This window comes from Brevundimonas sp. GW821-FHT12C05 (assembly GCF_058807475.1).
Genome location: NZ_JBXAQS010000001.1, coordinates 866,988 through 883,972 on the forward strand (window position 1 = coordinate 866,988; position 16,985 = coordinate 883,972).

Annotated in this window: 15 protein-coding genes; 11 read left to right on the top strand and 4 right to left on the bottom strand. The window is 70.2% G+C overall.

Going from position 1 to position 16,985, the window contains the following annotated elements; genetic code table 11:
- Nucleotides 1–78: 78 nt before the first annotated feature.
- Nucleotides 79–492 (bottom strand): NUDIX hydrolase, encoded by a 414-nt coding sequence (locus tag AC1RRF_RS04145; RefSeq protein ID WP_492833074.1) that lies wholly within the window; start codon nt 490–492, stop codon nt 79–81.
- A 15-nt stretch (nt 493–507) separates the two neighbouring features.
- Entirely contained in the window at nt 508–1,890 is a 1,383-nt protein-coding gene (locus AC1RRF_RS04150) for an alpha/beta hydrolase family protein (RefSeq protein WP_492833076.1), read from the bottom strand.
- A 111-nt stretch (nt 1,891–2,001) separates the two neighbouring features.
- Here AC1RRF_RS04150 and AC1RRF_RS04155 point away from each other — a divergent pair, with 111 nt between their 5' ends.
- The 7 genes from AC1RRF_RS04155 (at nt 2,002) to AC1RRF_RS04185 (ending at nt 8,299) form a co-directional block, all read left to right on the top strand.
- On the top strand, nt 2,002–2,778 hold the full coding sequence (locus AC1RRF_RS04155) for a LytTR family DNA-binding domain-containing protein (RefSeq protein ID WP_492833078.1): 777 nt from the start codon (nt 2,002–2,004) through the stop codon (nt 2,776–2,778).
- Between the two features lie 56 nt (nt 2,779–2,834).
- Nucleotides 2,835–4,241 carry an FAD-binding oxidoreductase gene (locus AC1RRF_RS04160; RefSeq protein WP_492833080.1) on the top strand — a complete coding sequence of 469 codons (1,407 nt, stop codon included), beginning with the start codon at nt 2,835–2,837 and terminating at the stop codon, nt 4,239–4,241.
- A gap of 87 nt (nt 4,242–4,328) precedes the next feature.
- A complete protein-coding gene (locus AC1RRF_RS04165) occupies nt 4,329–6,275 on the top strand; it encodes a beta-propeller domain-containing protein (protein WP_492833082.1) in 1,947 nt (648 codons plus the stop codon).
- Between the two features lie 100 nt (nt 6,276–6,375).
- The gene (locus AC1RRF_RS04170) at nt 6,376–6,624 is read left to right on the top strand and encodes a hypothetical protein (RefSeq protein ID WP_492833084.1); all 249 of its coding nucleotides are present in this window, start codon (nt 6,376–6,378) and stop codon (nt 6,622–6,624) included.
- 72 nt (nt 6,625–6,696) lie between these two features.
- Nucleotides 6,697–7,644, top strand: coding sequence for an ACP S-malonyltransferase (fabD, locus tag AC1RRF_RS04175; protein WP_492833086.1), 948 nt, complete (start codon nt 6,697–6,699; stop codon nt 7,642–7,644).
- Between the two features lie 5 nt (nt 7,645–7,649).
- Entirely contained in the window at nt 7,650–8,024 is a 375-nt protein-coding gene (locus AC1RRF_RS04180; RefSeq protein ID WP_492833088.1) for a hypothetical protein, read from the top strand.
- Entirely contained in the window at nt 8,021–8,299 is a 279-nt protein-coding gene (locus AC1RRF_RS04185; protein WP_492833090.1) for a hypothetical protein, read from the top strand. The genes AC1RRF_RS04180 and AC1RRF_RS04185 overlap by 4 nt, the downstream gene beginning before the upstream one ends.
- On the opposite strand, the gene AC1RRF_RS04190 is transcribed toward AC1RRF_RS04185, so the two are convergent.
- Nucleotides 8,296–9,573 carry a serine hydrolase domain-containing protein gene (locus AC1RRF_RS04190; protein ID WP_492833092.1) on the bottom strand — a complete coding sequence of 426 codons (1,278 nt, stop codon included), beginning with the start codon at nt 9,571–9,573 and terminating at the stop codon, nt 8,296–8,298. The genes AC1RRF_RS04185 and AC1RRF_RS04190 overlap by 4 nt on opposite strands.
- A 69-nt stretch (nt 9,574–9,642) precedes the next feature.
- Between AC1RRF_RS04190 and fabG the strand changes: the two genes are divergently transcribed.
- Nucleotides 9,643–10,383 carry a 3-oxoacyl-[acyl-carrier-protein] reductase gene (fabG, locus tag AC1RRF_RS04195; protein ID WP_492833094.1) on the top strand — a complete coding sequence of 247 codons (741 nt, stop codon included), beginning with the start codon at nt 9,643–9,645 and terminating at the stop codon, nt 10,381–10,383.
- Nucleotides 10,384–10,413: 30 nt separating this feature from the next.
- Here fabG and AC1RRF_RS04200 read toward each other — a convergent pair whose 3' ends face one another.
- On the bottom strand, nt 10,414–11,619 hold the full coding sequence (locus AC1RRF_RS04200; RefSeq protein WP_492833096.1) for a pyridoxal phosphate-dependent aminotransferase: 1,206 nt from the start codon (nt 11,617–11,619) through the stop codon (nt 10,414–10,416).
- Nucleotides 11,620–11,763: 144 nt separating this feature from the next.
- On the opposite strand from AC1RRF_RS04200, the gene AC1RRF_RS04205 reads away from it, so the two are divergent.
- From AC1RRF_RS04205 to AC1RRF_RS04215, 3 genes are all read left to right on the top strand, one after another.
- A complete protein-coding gene (locus tag AC1RRF_RS04205; protein WP_492833097.1) occupies nt 11,764–14,208 on the top strand; it encodes a GH92 family glycosyl hydrolase in 2,445 nt (814 codons plus the stop codon).
- 74 nt (nt 14,209–14,282) lie between these two features.
- The gene (locus AC1RRF_RS04210) at nt 14,283–15,317 is read left to right on the top strand and encodes a ligase-associated DNA damage response exonuclease (protein WP_492833099.1); all 1,035 of its coding nucleotides are present in this window, start codon (nt 14,283–14,285) and stop codon (nt 15,315–15,317) included.
- Complete coding sequence (locus AC1RRF_RS04215; RefSeq protein ID WP_492833101.1) at nt 15,317–16,927, top strand: cisplatin damage response ATP-dependent DNA ligase; 1,611 nt, start codon at nt 15,317–15,319, stop codon at nt 16,925–16,927. The genes AC1RRF_RS04210 and AC1RRF_RS04215 overlap by 1 nt, the downstream gene beginning before the upstream one ends.
- The last annotated feature ends 58 nt before the right edge of the window (nt 16,928–16,985 follow it).

Below are 16,985 nucleotides of genomic sequence, written 5' to 3' on the forward strand. Positions count from 1 at the left end.
CCGTCACGGTATCAGGCTGTGGCCCGCACGCCACAGAAACCGGACGGCGGTCGATGACATCCCCGTAATCTTCGCCGTTCAACCTCGCCGCCGGACCGCCAGTGCGATGATCCGCCGCGTCTCCGACCAGTCGATCAGGGCCTCGACCTGATCCAGGGCCACGAATCGCGCCTCCAGGGCGTCGTCCCCCGCCACCGGCTCGCCGGACAGCCATTCGGCGGCGTAGTCGATCAGGACGTAATGGCGTCCGGCCTCGGGGAAGACGCCGTCGACCACGTCCAGCAGGCCGGTGATCCGGGCGGCCACGCCGGTCTCCTCGTGCAGTTCGCGCAGGGCCGCGTCGATGGCGCGCTCGCCGGGCTCGATCCGCCCGCCGGGCAGGCTCCATTCGCCCATGCGCGGCGGCTTGCCCCGGCGGATCAGCAGGACCTCATCTTCCCGCAGGCAGACGACGCCGACGGCGGGAACAGGGGCGGGAAGGGGCGGCGGCATGCGACCCATATCCCGTCATCGGCGGGCGGCTGTCCATGCCGATCCGTTCGCCAGAAGACGGCCGTCGCCGTAGTCGCCGTCCAGATGGCCCGTTCGCGCCCAGTCCAGCACGGCCTGATAGTAGCCGGGCGCATAGCCGAGCGAGGTGCGGCGGCCGTCCGGGGCGGTCTCGTAGAGAACGATGCCGTGATCGGTGGCCGGATATTCGAGCAGGGTGATCGGCCGCCCCTGCGCGGACAGGTCGATCAGCCGCGCCCGTGTGGCGTCCGGCGGCGCTCCCGTGTCGTCCCGCGCCTGGATCCACAGCACGGGCGCATCCAGGCGGCTCAGGACGGGCAGGGGATCGTAGTCCCACGACGGTCCGTTCTCGAGCTGCGGAGCCATGGCGATGATCTGCTCATTGGGCGCGTTCAGCAGCAGGCCAGTGAACTCGCCCCGAATGTCGGCGAACCAGGGCTCGGCGCGATACCGGGCGCGGACGGCCTCCAGACCCTCGAAGCCGACGGCGCCTTTCGAGGCGACGAAGGCGCCGGTGACGTCGGTGATCCGGCGCGCCTGTTCCAGCACCTCGGGACCCCACCCCTTGGCCTTCAGGTCCTGAGCCACCTGGTCGCTGTCTTCGGACAGGGGGCCATAGGCCAGGCCGAAGCCGACGATGACGAAATCAACGGGCGTCAGACTGGCGGCGAGCGGCGCGACCCAGCCGCCCTGGCTGGCGCCGTGCAGGCCGACCGGGCCCGCCCGGGCGCCGGTCAGCCGGCGGGCTTCGACGACCGCGGCGGCGGCGTCCTCGGCGAGAATGTGGAAGTCCTGGGTGTAATGGCCCTCTGAGCCGCCCGACCCGCGCTTGGCGTAGACGAAGACGCCGACCCCCGAGGCGGGGGCGAAGCGCTGGAAGGCGTTGAAGTCGAGCGCGTTGGACCCTTCCGATCCGTGCACCTCGACCATGACGGGGACGGAACCGTCGCCCGGCGGCAGGATCAGCCGCCCGTGGAGGCGGGTTCCGCCCTGGCCGACGAAGGTGGTGTCCCGCACGTCCAGCGTGACGCGGGCGCCCGGCCGACCCTCGAAGACGATCCGGCCGTCATCGCAGCTTCCGAGTTGGGGCTGCGGACCTTCGACGCGGGTCGTCGAGCCCAGGGTGCTGACCCAACGCCCCTGGCCGTCGAGGGTCATCTTGGCCGTGGACCCGTCGAGCCGACGCCAGCGGAGCCCCCGGTTCGCCAGCGGGGCGACATCCACCCAACTGCCGTCGTCCAGGCGATAGAGGCCGACATGGCAGGCGGTGGCCGGATCGGGCCGGGCGTCGACATCGGCGCCCGGAAGCTGGGCCATGGCGGGAGGGGCGATGAGGGATGTGGCGAGGGCCAGAACGGCGGCGAGCCGGGCGTGTGACATGAGTTTTCCTGATCGGCGGGTTGGCGGTTTCGCGACCGTCCTTGCCGGTGGCGCGGCGGGTCGCTAGGCCCGATTGCGCGAACGGCGCCGGGACTGCGCGAACGGGACGGCATGGGCGACGGGGCGGGACAACGGATCGGGACGGCGACGGCGCGGCGCTGGGCGATCGACCTGGCCATGCTGGCCGCGATCGGCCTGCTGATGGGGTTTCTCGGGCCCTTCGACTCGGACAGCGCGCCCGCAAGGGAGCGCTACGTCTATTGGATGATCTGTATCGTCGGCGGCGGGCTGATCGGGATCGGCGCGGACGAACTGGCGAGCCGACGCATCACCAGGCCGTGGCGTCGCGTGGCGGCGGTCTCGGTGCTGATGACGCCGCCGGTGACGCTGCTGGTGCTGGTCACCCAGCGTCTGCTCGTAGACCAGCCCATCACCTGGCCGGCCTACGGGTGGCTGCTCTGGCAGGTGTGGCCGATCACGTTGGCGGTGATGGCGGTGCGGGCCCTGGTCTGGCGGCGCGCGCCCGTTCGGGTCGAGACCCGAACGGTCATCGCCCCGCCGTTGCCCGAGGCCGAGGCGGCGTTCCGTCGGCGGCTGTCGGCGAAGCGCCGGCAGGCGCGGCTGATCGCGATCGAGGCGCACGACCACTATCTGAAGGTCCATACCGACGCCGGCGCGGAGCTGATCACCCTGCGGTTCGCCGATGCCCTGGACGAGCTGGCCCTGGCCCACGGCTGGCGCGTCCACCGGTCATGGTGGGTGGCGGCCGGCGCGGTGGAGGGCATTCAGTGGCGGCGCGGCGCGGGCGAGATACGCCTCGCCGGCGGGCTGACGGCGCCGGTGAGCCGGACCTACGCCCCGGTGCTGAAAGAGGCGGGGTGGTTTTAGCCCCGTCAGCGGCCGTTTGAACTGGCGCAATCGCCCGCGCCTTGCCACAAATCCTCATGACCTCCCCGTCGCCTGAAGTTCTCGCCGCCCTCAAGGCCGCCGCCGGTAATGGCGGCTGGACCGAAGATCCGTCCGACATCGCCCCGTGGCTGACGGAGTGGCGGAACCGGTGGAGCGGGAACACGCCCCTGATGCTGACGCCGCGCTCGACCGAGGAGGTCGCGCGGCTGGTGACGATCTGCGCCGAGCATCGGGTGGCCGTCGTTCCGCAGGGCGGGAACACCGGGCTGGTCGGGGGGCAGATCCCCTATGGCGAGGTGTTGCTGTCGACGCGCAAGCTGAGGGCGGTGCGCGATGTGACGCCGCTGGACGACGCCATGACGGTGGAGGCGGGGGTGACGCTGCTGGAGGCGCAGCAGGCGGCGACGGCGGCGGGGCGGCGGTTCCCGCTAAGTCTGGCGTCCGAGGGGTCGGCCACCATCGGCGGCGTGATCTCGACCAATGCGGGCGGCACCCAGGTGGTGCGCTACGGCATGATGCGCGACCTGGTGCTGGGCATCGAGGCGGTGATGCCGGACGGGCAGGTCTTCCATGGCCTCAAGAGGTTGAGGAAGGACAACACCGGCTATGATCTCAAGCAGCTGTTGATCGGCGCCGAGGGGACGCTGGGGGTGGTGACGGCGGCGACGCTGAAGCTGTTCCCGATCATGCGGTCGCGGGCCACGGCCATGGTGGGTCTGGAGACGGCGCACGCCGCCATCGAGCTGCTGGCGCGGGCCAAGGCGGAAACCGGCGGCGGGGTCGAGGCCTTCGAGCTGATGAAGCGGATCGGCATGGAGTTCGTGCTGCGCCACATCCCCGACACGCGCGAGCCGCTGGAGTCGACGCCCAACTGGTATGTGCTGATCGAACTGGCCTCGGGCGAGCCGGGGGCGGCGGATGCGGCGCTGGAACGGCTGTTGAGCGACGCCTTCGAAGCCGGGCTGATCGTCGACGCCGCCATCGCCCAGAACGACGCCCAGCGCGCCGCCTTCTGGAAGGTGCGCGAGGAGCAGTCGGCGGCCCAGAAGCCCGAGGGCGGCGGCTGGAAGCACGACGTGTCGGTGCCCGTCTCGCGCATCGCCGACTTCCTGGACGAGGCCGCCGTGGCGGTCGAAAAGTTCGAGCCCGGTGCGCGGATCAGCGCCTTCGGTCACGTCGGCGACGGCAACATGCACTACGACGTGCTGTGCCCGCCGGGCGCGGACCACGCCGCCTTCATCGGCCGCTGGATGGAGGGCTCCGAGGTCGTGCACGACATCGTGGCCCGCTATGACGGCTCGATCTCCGCCGAGCACGGGCTGGGCCGGCTGAAGACCGAGGAGGCGCGGCGCTACAAGACGCCGCTGGAGGTCGCCACCATGCAGGCGGTGCGCGCGGCCATCGACCCGCTCAGGATCATGAATCCGGCGGTGCTGTTCTAGGGCGCCCTTTCCGGGCGGAATTCGACCTCAGCTTCGCCTTGATCCGGGCCGCTCATCTCCCAAGGCGAAGCTTGAGAGAGAGGGCGGATGCTGGATGGATTGAAGCGTCAGGGTTGGCCGCTGTCATTGCTGCTGGCCGGGATCGTCGGCGGCGGACTTGGATTGGCCAGCGCCCGCCCGTTCGAGCCGCTTTCCGGCGAGGATCGCCCGCTGTCGAGACCGCCGTACAGCGGCGTCGGGCTGCCGTCTTTCGCATCGGAGGCGCAGTTTCGCGACTTCTTCCGGCAGCGACAGGCCGCCCTGGAGGCGCAGCGTCGTCGGTCCAATTTTTCGGATGACGCCGTCATGCTGGAGGTCGCGCCCGCCGAAATGGCGGCCAACGCCGCGCCGGACTCCATCACCAACACCCAGGAAGTCGGGGTCGACGAGGGCGGAATCGTCAAGGCTGCGGGCGACTATCTGGTCGTGCTGCGGCGGGGGCGGCTGTTCACCGTCTCGACCGCCGACGCCGGGCTGCGGGCCATCGATGTGATCGACGTGCCGCCGCCGGGATCGAAGCCGAAGCGCGGCTGGAACGGCGCCTGGTACGACGAGATGCTGGTGGTCGGCGACCATGTCGTGGTCATCGGCTACAGCTACGAGAAGGCGGGGACCGAGATCGTCCGCTTCCGCCTGTCGCCGGACGGGCGGCTGGCCTTCGAGGACGCCTCGCGGCTGAACGCCAGCGACTACTATTCGGCCGAAAACTACGCCTCGCGCCTGATCGGGAATGAGCTGGTGCTCTACAACGTCCGCGGTCTCGATCAGGCGGATGATCCGCTCGCGATGCTGCCCGCCCTGATCGACGAGACGCCGGGCCGCGCCCCGATCCGCAGCCCGCTGGCCCGAGCGGAGGATGTCTTCCTGGACCCGCGGGCGCGACCCTCGAACCTGGCCTACAGCGCCCTGCATTCGGTGACCCGCTGCGACCTGACGGCGCCGCGGCTGGACTGTGAGGCGACCGCCGTTCTGGGGCCGTGGTCGCGAACCTTCTACGTCTCGCCGAACGCCATCTACCTCTGGACGACATCCATGGCGGACCGGGCCGGGCAGGGGGCGGCGGCGACCGTCTATCGCATGCCGCTGAACGGGGGGCGTCCGCAGGCGGTCCGGGTCTCGGGCGCGCCGCTGGATCAGTTCTCCTTCCGCGAGGATCGGGGAAGGGGCCGTCTGGATGTGGTGGTGCAGTCGGATGAAGGCGGCGACGCCATGTGGGATCGGGAGAGCCGGACGGGTGCGACCCAGCTGCTCAGCCTGCCCTTGGGCCGGTTCGGCGACGGCTCGGGCGCGGCGCGGGCTTCCGACTACCGCACCCTGCCTGAGGCCGCGTCGGAAGGCTGGGACCGCCACAACCGCTTCGTGGGCGACCATCTGCTCTATGCGGTCGGCCGGGAGGACGCCGAGGGGAGGGCGCGGGGCGGCGCGCTGTTCGTCGGTGACGTCGACGGCGGTCCTTTCCGGACGCTGAACTTGGACCAGGCGGTCAGCCGGATCGAGGCGATGGGCGAGGACGCCCTGATCGTGACCGGGGACGAGCATGGGATGACGCTGCAGGCGGTCGAGCTGGACCGGACGGTCCGCCTCGGGGCCCGCTTCTCCCTGACCGGGGCCGGGGAGGCGGAAACCCGCAGCCATGGCTTCTTCTTCCGGCCCGACGTGCGCGGCGGCTCGGTCGGCATGCTGGCTCTGCCGTTCCGGCGGTACCCGCCGCCGGACTCCCGGCATACGGAGTGGGCGGGCGGCGCCGAGATGCTCTTCCTGCGTCGCGAGGCTTCCGGCCTGGGCGACCTGGGCGTCCTGACCTCGGGCCGGACATGGGGCGACGATCGATGCCGCGTTTCCTGCGTGGACTGGTACGGTCAGGCGCGCCCCATCTTCCTGCGCGGACGGGTGTTCGCCCTGATGGGCTACGAACTGGTCGAGGGGCGGGTCGAGGCCGGGCGAATCCGGGAGATCGGACGGCTCGACTTCACGCCTCGGGTCCGTTCCGCATGACGGCGGTTTGATCATCGCTGTGGATATAGAACAAAAGTAGAACGAATTGGTCTTGAGACTCACAGGCGAGCCCGGCTAGCGTCCGGGTCCGGGAGGACTCATGGCCGAATCTCAAATGGACGCACCGCGTGGGCGGATGATCGTGCGCTGCCTGTCGCCGGGCTGCGTCCACGTCGCCCTGCTGGAGGCGCCGACCCTGTTCGGTCCGGCCCGCGACTGGCCGACCGCCGGGCGGTCGCAGCGCTTCCGCTGCGTCTGTGGCGGGCGCGAGAGCCGCATCAGCTATGCGGGGGAGACGGCGCCGGCCGAGGTCCAGCCGGCGGCCGACGCGATCCACCTCTGGGCCTGAGGCCGCGGGCTTGCCCCTGCGTCACGCCCGGCCTATCGCTGCCGCCTTGATTCACGGCTTCGGAGCCCACCTATGACCCTCGCCCTTCTGTTCCCCGGACAAGGCAGCCAGTCGGTCGGCATGGGGGCGGCGCTGGCCGACGCCTTCGCCTCGGCCCGCGACGTCTTCACCGAGGTCGATGAGGCGCTGGGCCAGAAGCTGTCCGTGCTGATGCGCGAGGGCCCCGAGGATCAGCTGACCCTGACCGAGAACGCCCAGCCGGCCCTGATGGCCGTCTCGGCCGCCGCCGCCCGGGTGCTGAAGGTCGAGTTCGGCGTGGATGTGAGCCGCGCCGCCTTCGTGGCCGGCCACTCGCTGGGCGAATATTCGGCCCTGTGCGCCGCCGGTTCGATCTCGCTGGCCGACACCGCTCGCCTGCTGAAGCTGCGCGGCCAGGCGATGCAGCGCGCCGTGCCGGTGGGCAAGGGCGCCATGGCCTCGCTGATCGGACCCAAGACCGACCTGGCGCTGGCCGAGGAAGCCGCGAAGGCCGGCTCGGAGGTCGGCGTCTGCGTGGTCGCCAATGACAACAACGCCGGCAACATCGTCATTTCAGGCGACAAGGCCGCCGTGGACCGCGCCATCGAGAAGGCCAAGGAACTGGGCGCGCGGGCGATCCCGCTGAATGTCTCGGCGCCCTTCCACTGCCCGCTGATGCAGCCCGCCGCCGACGAAATGGCCGCCGCCCTGGCCGCCGCGACCATCCTGGCTCCGGTCGTGCCGGTGGTCGCCAACGTCACCGCCCGTCCGGAGACCGATCCGGAAGTCATCCGTCGCCTGCTGGTCGAACAGGTCACTGGCCGGGTGCGCTGGCGCGAGTCGATGGAGTGGATGGCGGGTGAGGGCGGCGTGACCCGTTTCGCCGAGATCGGCTCGGGCAAGGTGCTGACCGGCATGGCCAAGCGCATCGCGCCGGACGCCGAAAGCCTGTCGCTGAACACGCCGGAAGAGCTGGAAGCGTTCGCCAAGTCGCTGGGCTAGGCGCCGTGCGGGGGGCCAGCGTCTATCTGGTCGGAATGATCTGGCTCTGGGGGGCGTCCTTTATCGTCGGGCTGGCGAGCCTGCTTCTGCTGCTCTGGCTCGCCGCACGTGTGCCCCCGGTGGTGTCCGAGGGATGGCCGACGGCGGGTGCGCTTGCGGTCTGGGTTGGGCTGAACGCCTGGTTGTTCCTGACCTTCCCGGGTTGTCCGCGATGCGGGTTGAACGTCTTTTTGGAGATCAAGGAGCGCTGGCTGCCGTTCCGGGGCCAGTACCTGTTCTCGCGCCTGCGTCGTCGGGTCTGGCGGCCCAATGAGATCTGCTCGCGATGCGGGCTCAACCTGCGGACACACGGCCTGTTTGACGCAAGAGCGCGGTCGTGAAGGCGCAGGCTGTTCGGTATCTGACCATCGCGGGCCAGGTGGCGTTGGCGATCCCGCCGGTGCTCTACGCCGGGCTGACACTGGTGCTGTCGTTCGGCGGCGCGGGGCTGGACGGCATGGGGATCGTCACCGCCCTGGTCATGCTGGCGGCGGTCGGAGCCGGGGCGTTCAAATTCCTGAAGGGCGACGCCCGCGAGGGCTGGCTCCTGCTGGCCCTGGCCTGGGCGCCGCTGGTGCTGACGGTCCTGTGGGGATGGCTCGGCGCGGGGGCCTAGGCCGTGCGTACGATTCCCAGATCGGCGTCTAGCGCGGGGCGCAGCTCGCTGAGGATGTCGACCACGCGATACGGCATGACCTGGATCATCAATGTCGCGGCGAAATTCCGCTCCGGGTCGATCCAGCCCTGGGTGCTGGCCGCGCCGCTCCAGCCGAACTCGCCCTGACGCTTGTGGCCGGGCCGGGCGATCCAGCCGCCGAAGCCGAAGCCGCCGCCTTCCGCGGTCAGGCCTTCGGGCAAGATGTCGGAGCGGATCATGCGCGCGGTCTCGGGTTTCATCACCCGCACGCGCCCGGCGCGGCCGTCGCTCAGCAGCATGGACAGGAAGCCGAGGTAGTCGCGGGTCGTGGAGATCAGGCCGCCGCCGCCCGAATAGAGGGTCACCGGCCGGGCGTAGGCCGCGGCCGACAGGGCCGCCACGGCGGTCGGCGGCGCGGCGCGGTCGCGGCCATAGGCATAGACCTGCATCAGCCGCGCCGCGTCGCCGTCGCGCAGCCGCCAGACGGTGTCGTCCATGCCGATCGGGTTGAGGATGCGGCGCTGCACGAAGTCGGGGAAGGCCATGCCGGAAACGCGCTGGATCACTAGGCCCAGGACATCCAGCGAGACGCCGTAGTTATAGGCCGCGCCCGGCTCGGCGATCAGGGGGATGTCGGCCAGTTTGGCGACCAGGTCGTCCAGATCACGGACCTGCGGCGTCTCCGCGCGAGGCTCGCCCGGGGTGATCCCGGCCGCGCGGTAAGCGCGCTGGATCGGGCCGTCGCCGGTGGACGAGGTCAGGCCGCTGGTGTGGGTCAGCAGGTGGCGGATGGTCATGGTGTTGCGCGCGGGGCGGGCGGCCAGGCCGTCGGCCGGACGGGTCGCGACCTTCAGAGCGGCGAACTCGGGCACGATCTCGGCCACCGGCGTGTCCAGCGTCAGCTTGCCGTCCTCCATCAACAGGGCCGCCGCCGCGCCTGTGATCAGCTTGGTCATGGAGAAGATGCGGAACAGACTGTCGGGGCCGACGCGGTCGAAGACGTTGAAGTCCAGCGTTCCGGCCCGGATGAAGATATCGCTGCCGTCCGGGGCGCGGACGCCGACCGAGACGCCGGGCAGGCGGCGCTCGGCCACGAAGCGGTTGAGCACGCTCTGGCTCAGCGGCAGCCGCTCCAGACCGCGAACCTCCGGCGTGGTCCCGCCGCCGCCGAAGGTGGTGCAGCCGCTCAGCCCCAGGGCGCCGGCGCCCAGCAGCAGGGTGCGGCGGTCGGCGATGAAGCGCGTTCGGTCCATCAGGCGTTCCTCTGGCGATCTGGCGCGGGCTCGGTTAGACCCCACCCACGAAATGGCGGAGCTTTGATAATGTTCAACCTCACTGGCAAGACGGCCCTGGTGACCGGCGCGACCGGCGGCATCGGCGGCGCGGTGGCCCGCGCCCTGCACGCGCAAGGCGCGACGGTGGTTCTGTCCGGCACGCGCGAAGCGGTGCTTCAGGACTTGGCCAAGGAACTGGGAGAGCGCGCCTTCGCTGCCGCCGCCAACCTGTCGGACGCCGAATCGGTCGACGGCCTGGTCGCGCGCGCCGAGGAGGCCGCCGGTTCGCCGCTGGACATCCTGGTCGCCAACGCGGGCATTACCAAGGACGGTCTGCTGATGCGAATGAAGGACGAGGATTTCGAACAGGTCATCAAGATCAACCTGGAAAGCTATTTCCGCCTGTCGCGCGCCGCGATGAAGGGGATGATGAAGCGCCGCTCGGGCCGCATCATCGGCGTGACCTCGGTGGTCGGCGTCACCGGCAACCCGGGCCAGACCAACTATGCGGCGTCCAAGGCCGGCATGATCGGCTTCTCGAAGTCGCTGGCGCAGGAAGTCGGTTCGCGCGGCATCACGGTGAACTGCATCGCGCCGGGCTTCATCGCCTCGCCGATGACCGACGTGCTGAACGACCAGCAGCGCGAGACCATTCTGAAGAACATCCCGACCGGCCGTCTGGGCACGGGCGACGAGATCGCCGCGGCCGCGGTCTATCTCTCGTCGGACGAAGCCGCCTACGTCACGGGGCAGACCCTGCACGTGAACGGCGGCATGGCGATGATCTGAGAACCTCCTTCTCCCCTAGGGGAGAAGGATCTACTTCAGGCTCGCCGCGAACCGCTGGATGCGTTCGCAGGCGGCTTCCAACACGTCTTCGCTCGTCGCGTAGCTGATGCGGAAATAGGGGCTGAGGCCGAAGGCCTCGCCCTGGACGACGGCCACGCCCTCGGCGTTCAGCAGTTCCGTGGCGAAGGTCCCGTCGCTGTCGATGACCACGCCCGTCTCCGTCGTCTTGCCGATCAGGCCGGCGATGGACGGATAGACGTAGAAGGCGCCTTCGGGCGTGGCGCAGGTGACGCCCGCCGTCTGGTTCAGCATGGAGACGACCAGGTCCCGGCGTTTCTCGAACGCGGCGCGGCGCTCGGCCATGAAGTCCTGCGGTCCGTTCAGCGCTTCGACCGCCGCCCATTGGCTGATGCTGGCGGGGTTGGAGGTCGTCTGGCTGGCCACTTTGCGCATCAGGTCGATCAGCGGCTTGGGTCCGCCCGCGTAGCCGATGCGCCAGCCGGTCATGGCGTAGGCCTTGCTGACCCCGTTGACCGTCAGGGTGCGGTCGATCAGGTCCGGCGCCACCTGGGCGATGGTGGTGTATTCGAAGTCGCCATAGACGAGGTGCTCATACATATCGTCGGTCAGCACCCAGACCTGCGGGTGGCGACGCAGCACCTCGGCCAGACCTTCCAGCTCGGCGCGGGTGTAGGCGGCGCCGGTGGGGTTGGACGGGCTGTTCAGGATCAGCCAGCGGGTCCGGGGCGTGATGGCCGCCTCGAGCACGGCGGGCAACAGCTTGAAGCCGTCCTTCTCCTCGCCGACCACGGTGACGGGCTCGCCACCGGCCAGCAGGACCATGTCCGGATAGGAGACCCAGTAGGGGGCGGGCACGATCACCTCGTCGCCGGGGTTCAGGGTGGCGACCAGGGCGTTGAAGATGACCGGCTTGCCGCCGGGGGCGACGTGAATCTGGGCCGAAGCGTAGTCCAGGCCGTTCTCGCGCTTGAACTTGGCCGAGATGGCGGCCTTCAGCTCGGGCATGCCATCGGCATCGGTGTATTTGGTCTCACCGCGCGTGATGGCGTCGATGGCGGCCTGCTTGATGTTCTCGGGGGTGTCGAAATCCGGTTCGCCGGCGCCCAGGCCGATCACGTCGCGACCCTCGGCTTTCAGCTGCCGCGCCTGGGCGGTCACCGCGAGGGTGGCCGAAGGCTTGACGCGGGCGAGGGCGGAGGACTGCAGGCTGGACATGGCGACTCCCGAGGACGGCGGTCCTCATTACGCAGTTGCGAAGAAGGGATCAAATGACGAGACGCTACGCTTCCTTGCCGGTTCACAGTCGCCCCTCATCCCCCTAGGTTCGCGGCCACGGAACAGCGCTTCGGGGAGGAAGCCATGACGGGGAAAACGATCGTCCGGATCGGGCGGGCGGTGGCGGCGGTCGTCGCCATGTTGCTGGCGCCCGTCGCCCCGGTTCTGGCTCGGCCGGATCCGGTTCCGCCGGGGCCCTCGGCCACGGTGAACACCTTCATCGGCACCCGGGACGAGGGCAACACCTTCCCGGGCGCCTCGGCCCCCTTCGGGCTGATCCAGGTCAGCCCCATCGGCTCGCACTATGCGGGCTGGCGCTATGACGACGAGACGATCCGGGGCTTCGGGCGCTCTTTCATCTCGGGCGCGGGCTGCTGGGAGCAGGGCGGGCAGGTGTCGGTGCTGCCGGTGACCGGCTCCATCGCCCCGGGCGGGACCTTCGACACCACCAAGGCCAACAGCTTCGACCATAAGGCCTACGCCTCGCGCTACACCCACGAGGGCGAGGTGGGGCAGGCGGGCTATTACAGCGTGCGGCTGACCGACTACGGCGGCATCGACGTGGAGACCACGGCCCTGACCCGGGCGGCGGCGGACCGCTATACCTTCGCGGCCGGCCAGACCCAGGGCCATGTGCTGATCAACGTCAGCCAGGCCAATGAGCGCCACCGGGTCGTCGGCAGTCAGATCCGCGTCGTCGGCGACCGTGCGGTCGAGGGCAAGGTGACGACCTCGAGCTTCTGCGGCGGCCATCAGTACGCGACCTGGTTCCGCATCGAGTTCGACCGGCCGTTCAGCGGTTTCGGCGTCTGGGGGCAGGCGGGCGGGACGCCGGGCGGGCGCTTCAGCATGGAGAGCGAGCACGATCCCCGGAACGGCGCCTGGGTGACGTTCGACCTGTCCGGCGGACGGGCGGTGACGGCGGTCAGCGCCATCTCGCACGTCGATCAGGACGGCGCGCGCAACAATCTGAACGCCGAGGGCCGTCGGGGCGGGCGGTTGATGAGCTTCGACGCCATGCGCGACGCGGCCCAGGGCGCCTGGAACCGCGAGCTGGGCGCCGTACGGGTCACCGGCGGTGATCACGACGACCGGGCGGTCTTCTACACGGCCCTCTATCACGCCCTGCTGCAGCCCATGACCGGCAGCGACGCCGACGGGCGCTACCGCGGCTACGACGACCAGATCCATGTCGCCGCCGGTTGGACCTACCACGAGTATTTTTCGCTGTGGGACACGTATCGGTCCCAGAACCAGCTGCTGGCCATGCTGAAGCCGGAGCGGGCGCGCGACATCGCCCGTTCGGTGCTGGCGATCGACGAACAGGGCGGGTGGCTGCCGCGCTGGGGCTACGCCAACTTCGAGACCAATGTCATGACCGGCGATCCGGTGACGCCCTTCCTGGTCGACCTGTGGCGCTTCGGGGCGCTGGAGGGGCGCGAGCAACAGGCGTGGACGGCGCTGCGCCGCAACGCCTTCGAGACGCCGCCTCTGAACTCGCGCCACGGCGGCCGGGCGGGCAATCCGAGCTATCTGGCGAACGGCTATGTCCAGTTCGACCGCGCCTATCCGGCCAAGGGCATGGATACCGATCCGCACCACGGCGGCTCGGCGACGATGGAATATGCGCTGGCCGACTGTTCGCTGGCGCTGATGGGCGAGGCGCTGGGCCGGACGGCCGATGCGGCGACGCTGCGTCGGCGGGGCGGCAACTGGCGCAGGGTCTGGGACGCGAGCGTGGCCGATCCGGAAAGCGACTTCACAGGCTTCCCGCGTCCGCGGATGGAAGACGGCGAGTGGTTCACCCCTCCAACGGGCGCCTATGACCCGACTTCCCACTACGGCTTCCATGAGGGCACGGCCTGGCAGTACCAGTGGCTGATCCCGCAGGATGTGGCGGGGATGAGTGAGGCCATGGGCGGGCGTGAACGGACGCTGGCGCGGCTGGACCGCTTCTTCGCCATCGACAAGGTCGCCGCCGACCCACAGGCCGCGCGGGCGGAGTGGGTGGCGGGGCCGTACGCCTACTACGGCCAGCACCGCTACAATCCGAACAACGAACCGACCATGCACACGCCGTGGATCTACACCCTGCTGGGCCGGCCCGATCGGACAGCCGAGGTGGTCCGCGCCGCCCAGACCCTGTTCACCAACGCCCCCAACGGCGTCACCGGCAATGACGACCTGGGGACCATGTCCGCCTGGTATCTGTTCGGGGCCATGGGCCTGTACCCCGGAATGCCGGGCACGGGGCAGCTGCTGGTCGGCGTTCCCAGGTTCGAGGCGGTCGAGGTCGACCTGGGCGAGGGCCGGACGCTGCGCATCCGGGCGCCGGGCGCCGGCGGAGACGGGGCGCGGTACGTCTCGGGCGCGCGCTGGGACGGGCAGGCGGTCGACCAGGTCTGGCTGGGCTGGGACCGCCTGAAGCGGGGAGGCCGCCTGGATCTGACCCTGACGGACCAGGCGGAGGCGACGACCTGGGGGCAGGGCCCGGGCGCCGCGCCCGCGGGAGCCTGTCCCGCCGTCTGACCGGAAATCGGCGGCGGACGGACACCTTTCCGGTCCGCCGCGTTCAGGCTCACGACCCTTGCCGTCGGAGACGCATGCGACCGATCCAGAACTCTGATGCGCCGTTGTCGCCGGAGGCCGTGCTGCGGCCCACGCCGCAGGGGTTGTGGTGCCCGGAAGGCGGCTTCTTCATCGATCCGCCCGCGCCGGTGGATCGGGCGGTCATCACCCACGGACACGCGGACCATGCGCGGGCCGGGCATGGGGCGGTGCTGGCCACCCCGGAGACGCTCGCCATCATGGGAGAGCGCTATGGTCAGGACTTCGCGGGCTCGGTCCAGCCGCTGACCTATGGCGAGCGGGTCACGGTCGGCGGCGTCGAGGTGTCGCTGGCCCCGGCGGGTCATGTGCTGGGTTCGGCGCAGGCGACGGTCCGGCGGGGCGGGCTGACCATCACGGCGTCGGGCGACTACAAGCGCCGCCGCGATCCGACCTGCGCCGCCTTCGAGCCGGTGCGCAGCGATGTCTTCATCACCGAGGCGACGTTCGGCCTGCCGGTCTTTCGCCATCCGCCGGACAGCCAGGAGATTGCCCGGCTGCTGCGGTCGGTGGTCCAGTTTCCCGAGCGGGCGCATCTGGTCGGCGCCTATGCGCTGGGCAAGGCGCAGCGGGTGATCCGGCTGCTGCGCGAGGCGGGCTATGACGAGACCATCTATGTGCACGGCGCGCTGGAACGGCTGAACCGGCTGTATGAGCATTTCGGCGTTGATCTGGGGCCGCTGGCGCCGGCGACGGGATCGAAGGCGGACTTCGCCGGGCGGATCATCATCGCGCCGCCGTCGGCCATCGCGGATCGCTGGAGCCGCCGGTTCCCTGATCCGGTGACCGCCTTCGCCTCCGGCTGGATGAGCGTGCGGGCGCGGGCGCGGCAGCGGGGGGTGGAGCTGCCGCTGGTGCTGTCGGACCATGCGGACTGGGACGAACTGACCGCCACCCTGACCGAACTGTCGCCGGACGAGACCTGGATCACCCATGGCCGCGACGACGCCCTGCGTCGGTGGGCGGAGCTGAACGGGTTGAAGGCGCGCGCCCTGCATCTGGTCGGCTATGAGGACGAGGACGACGATTGATGCGCGCCTTCGCCGCCCTGCTGGACAGGCTGTCGCTGACGGCGTCGCGCAACGCCAAGCTCAGGCTGATCCGCGATCATCTGGCCGATGCGCCGGATCCGGACCGCGGCTGGGCCCTGGCGGCGTTGACCGGTGCGTTGTCGTTCAATGCGGCCAAGCCGGGGATGATCCGGTCCGCAGTCGAGGCGCGGGTGGACGCGGAGTTGTTCCGCCTGTCCTACGACTATGTGGGCGACCTGGCCGAGACCGTGGCCCTGATCTGGCCGGCCCGCCACGGCGCGAACCGGGAGCCGGAACTGTCGGAGGTGGTCGACGCCCTCGGCCATGCGAAGCGCGGGGAGGTGCAGGGCCTTCTCGAAGGCTGGCTGGACGCCCTGGACGCCGACGGCCGCTGGGCGTTGCTGAAGCTGGTGACGGGCGGCCTGCGGGTCGGGGTGTCGGCGCGGCTGGCCTGGCAGGCGGCGGCGGACTTCGGCGGCGTGGAGGTCGCGGACATCCAGGAGGTCTGGCACGCCCAGAGCCCGCCCTATGCTGATCTTCTGGCCTGGCTGGACGGCAAGGCGGAGCGGCCCTCGGCGGACGCGCACGGGCGGTTCCGTCCGGTCATGCTGGCCCAGCCGATCGACGAGGCGACGGATTTCGCTCGGCTGAACCCGGCGGTCTATGCGGCGGAATGGAAATGGGACGGCATTCGGGTGCAGGCCGTCAGCGAGGGCGGGGTGAAGCGGCTGTACAGCCGCACCGGCGAGGACGTGTCCCCCGCCTTTCCCGACGTGCTGGCCGCCCTGACCTTTGACGGCGTGATCGACGGCGAACTGCTGGTCCTGCGCGACGGGCGGGTGGGGTCGTTCGGCGACCTGCAGCAGCGGCTGAACCGTAAGACGGCGGACCCGAAGCTGGCGGCGGCCCATCCGGCGGGCATTCGGGCCTATGACCTGCTGGCGGCCGGGGGCGAGGACCTGCGCGGGCTGCCGTTCGCCGAGCGGCGAGCGCGGCTGGAGGCCTTCGTGGCGGCGGCGGGGTCGGATCGGCTGGACCTGTCGCCGTTGGTGTCCTTCGACAGCTGGGACGCGCTGGCGGCGCAGCGGGCCGAACCGCCGCCGGGTGATCCGCAATCCGCCGAAGGGGTGATGCTCAAGCGGCTGGACAGCGTCTATGAAGCGGGACGGCCCAAGGGGCCGTGGTTCAAGTGGAAGCGCGACCCGCACCTGATCGACGCGGTGCTGATGTACGCCCAGCGCGGGCATGGGAAGCGATCCAGCTTCTATTCCGACTATACCTTCGGCGTCTGGACCGAGGACGTCGACGGCGCCCACGTCCTGACCCCGGTGGGCAAGGCCTATTTCGGCTTCACCGACGAGGAGCTGAAACAGCTCGACAAATTCGTGCGCGACAACACGATCGAGCGGTTCGGGCCGGTGCGGTCGGTGAGGGCGAACCGGGATTTCGGCCTGGTGCTGGAGGTGGCCTTCGAGGGGCTGCAACGCTCGAAGCGACACAAGTCCGGGGTCGCCATGCGCTTTCCCCGCATCCACCGCATCCGCTGGGACAAGCCGGCGGGAGAGGCGGATGAACTGGCGACGCTGGAGCGGATGCTGGACCCGACTTGAGGGCGGGGGCGGTTTACGGATCGACCGGAGTCCGTGCAAATGGCGGCGCATTCGCCGA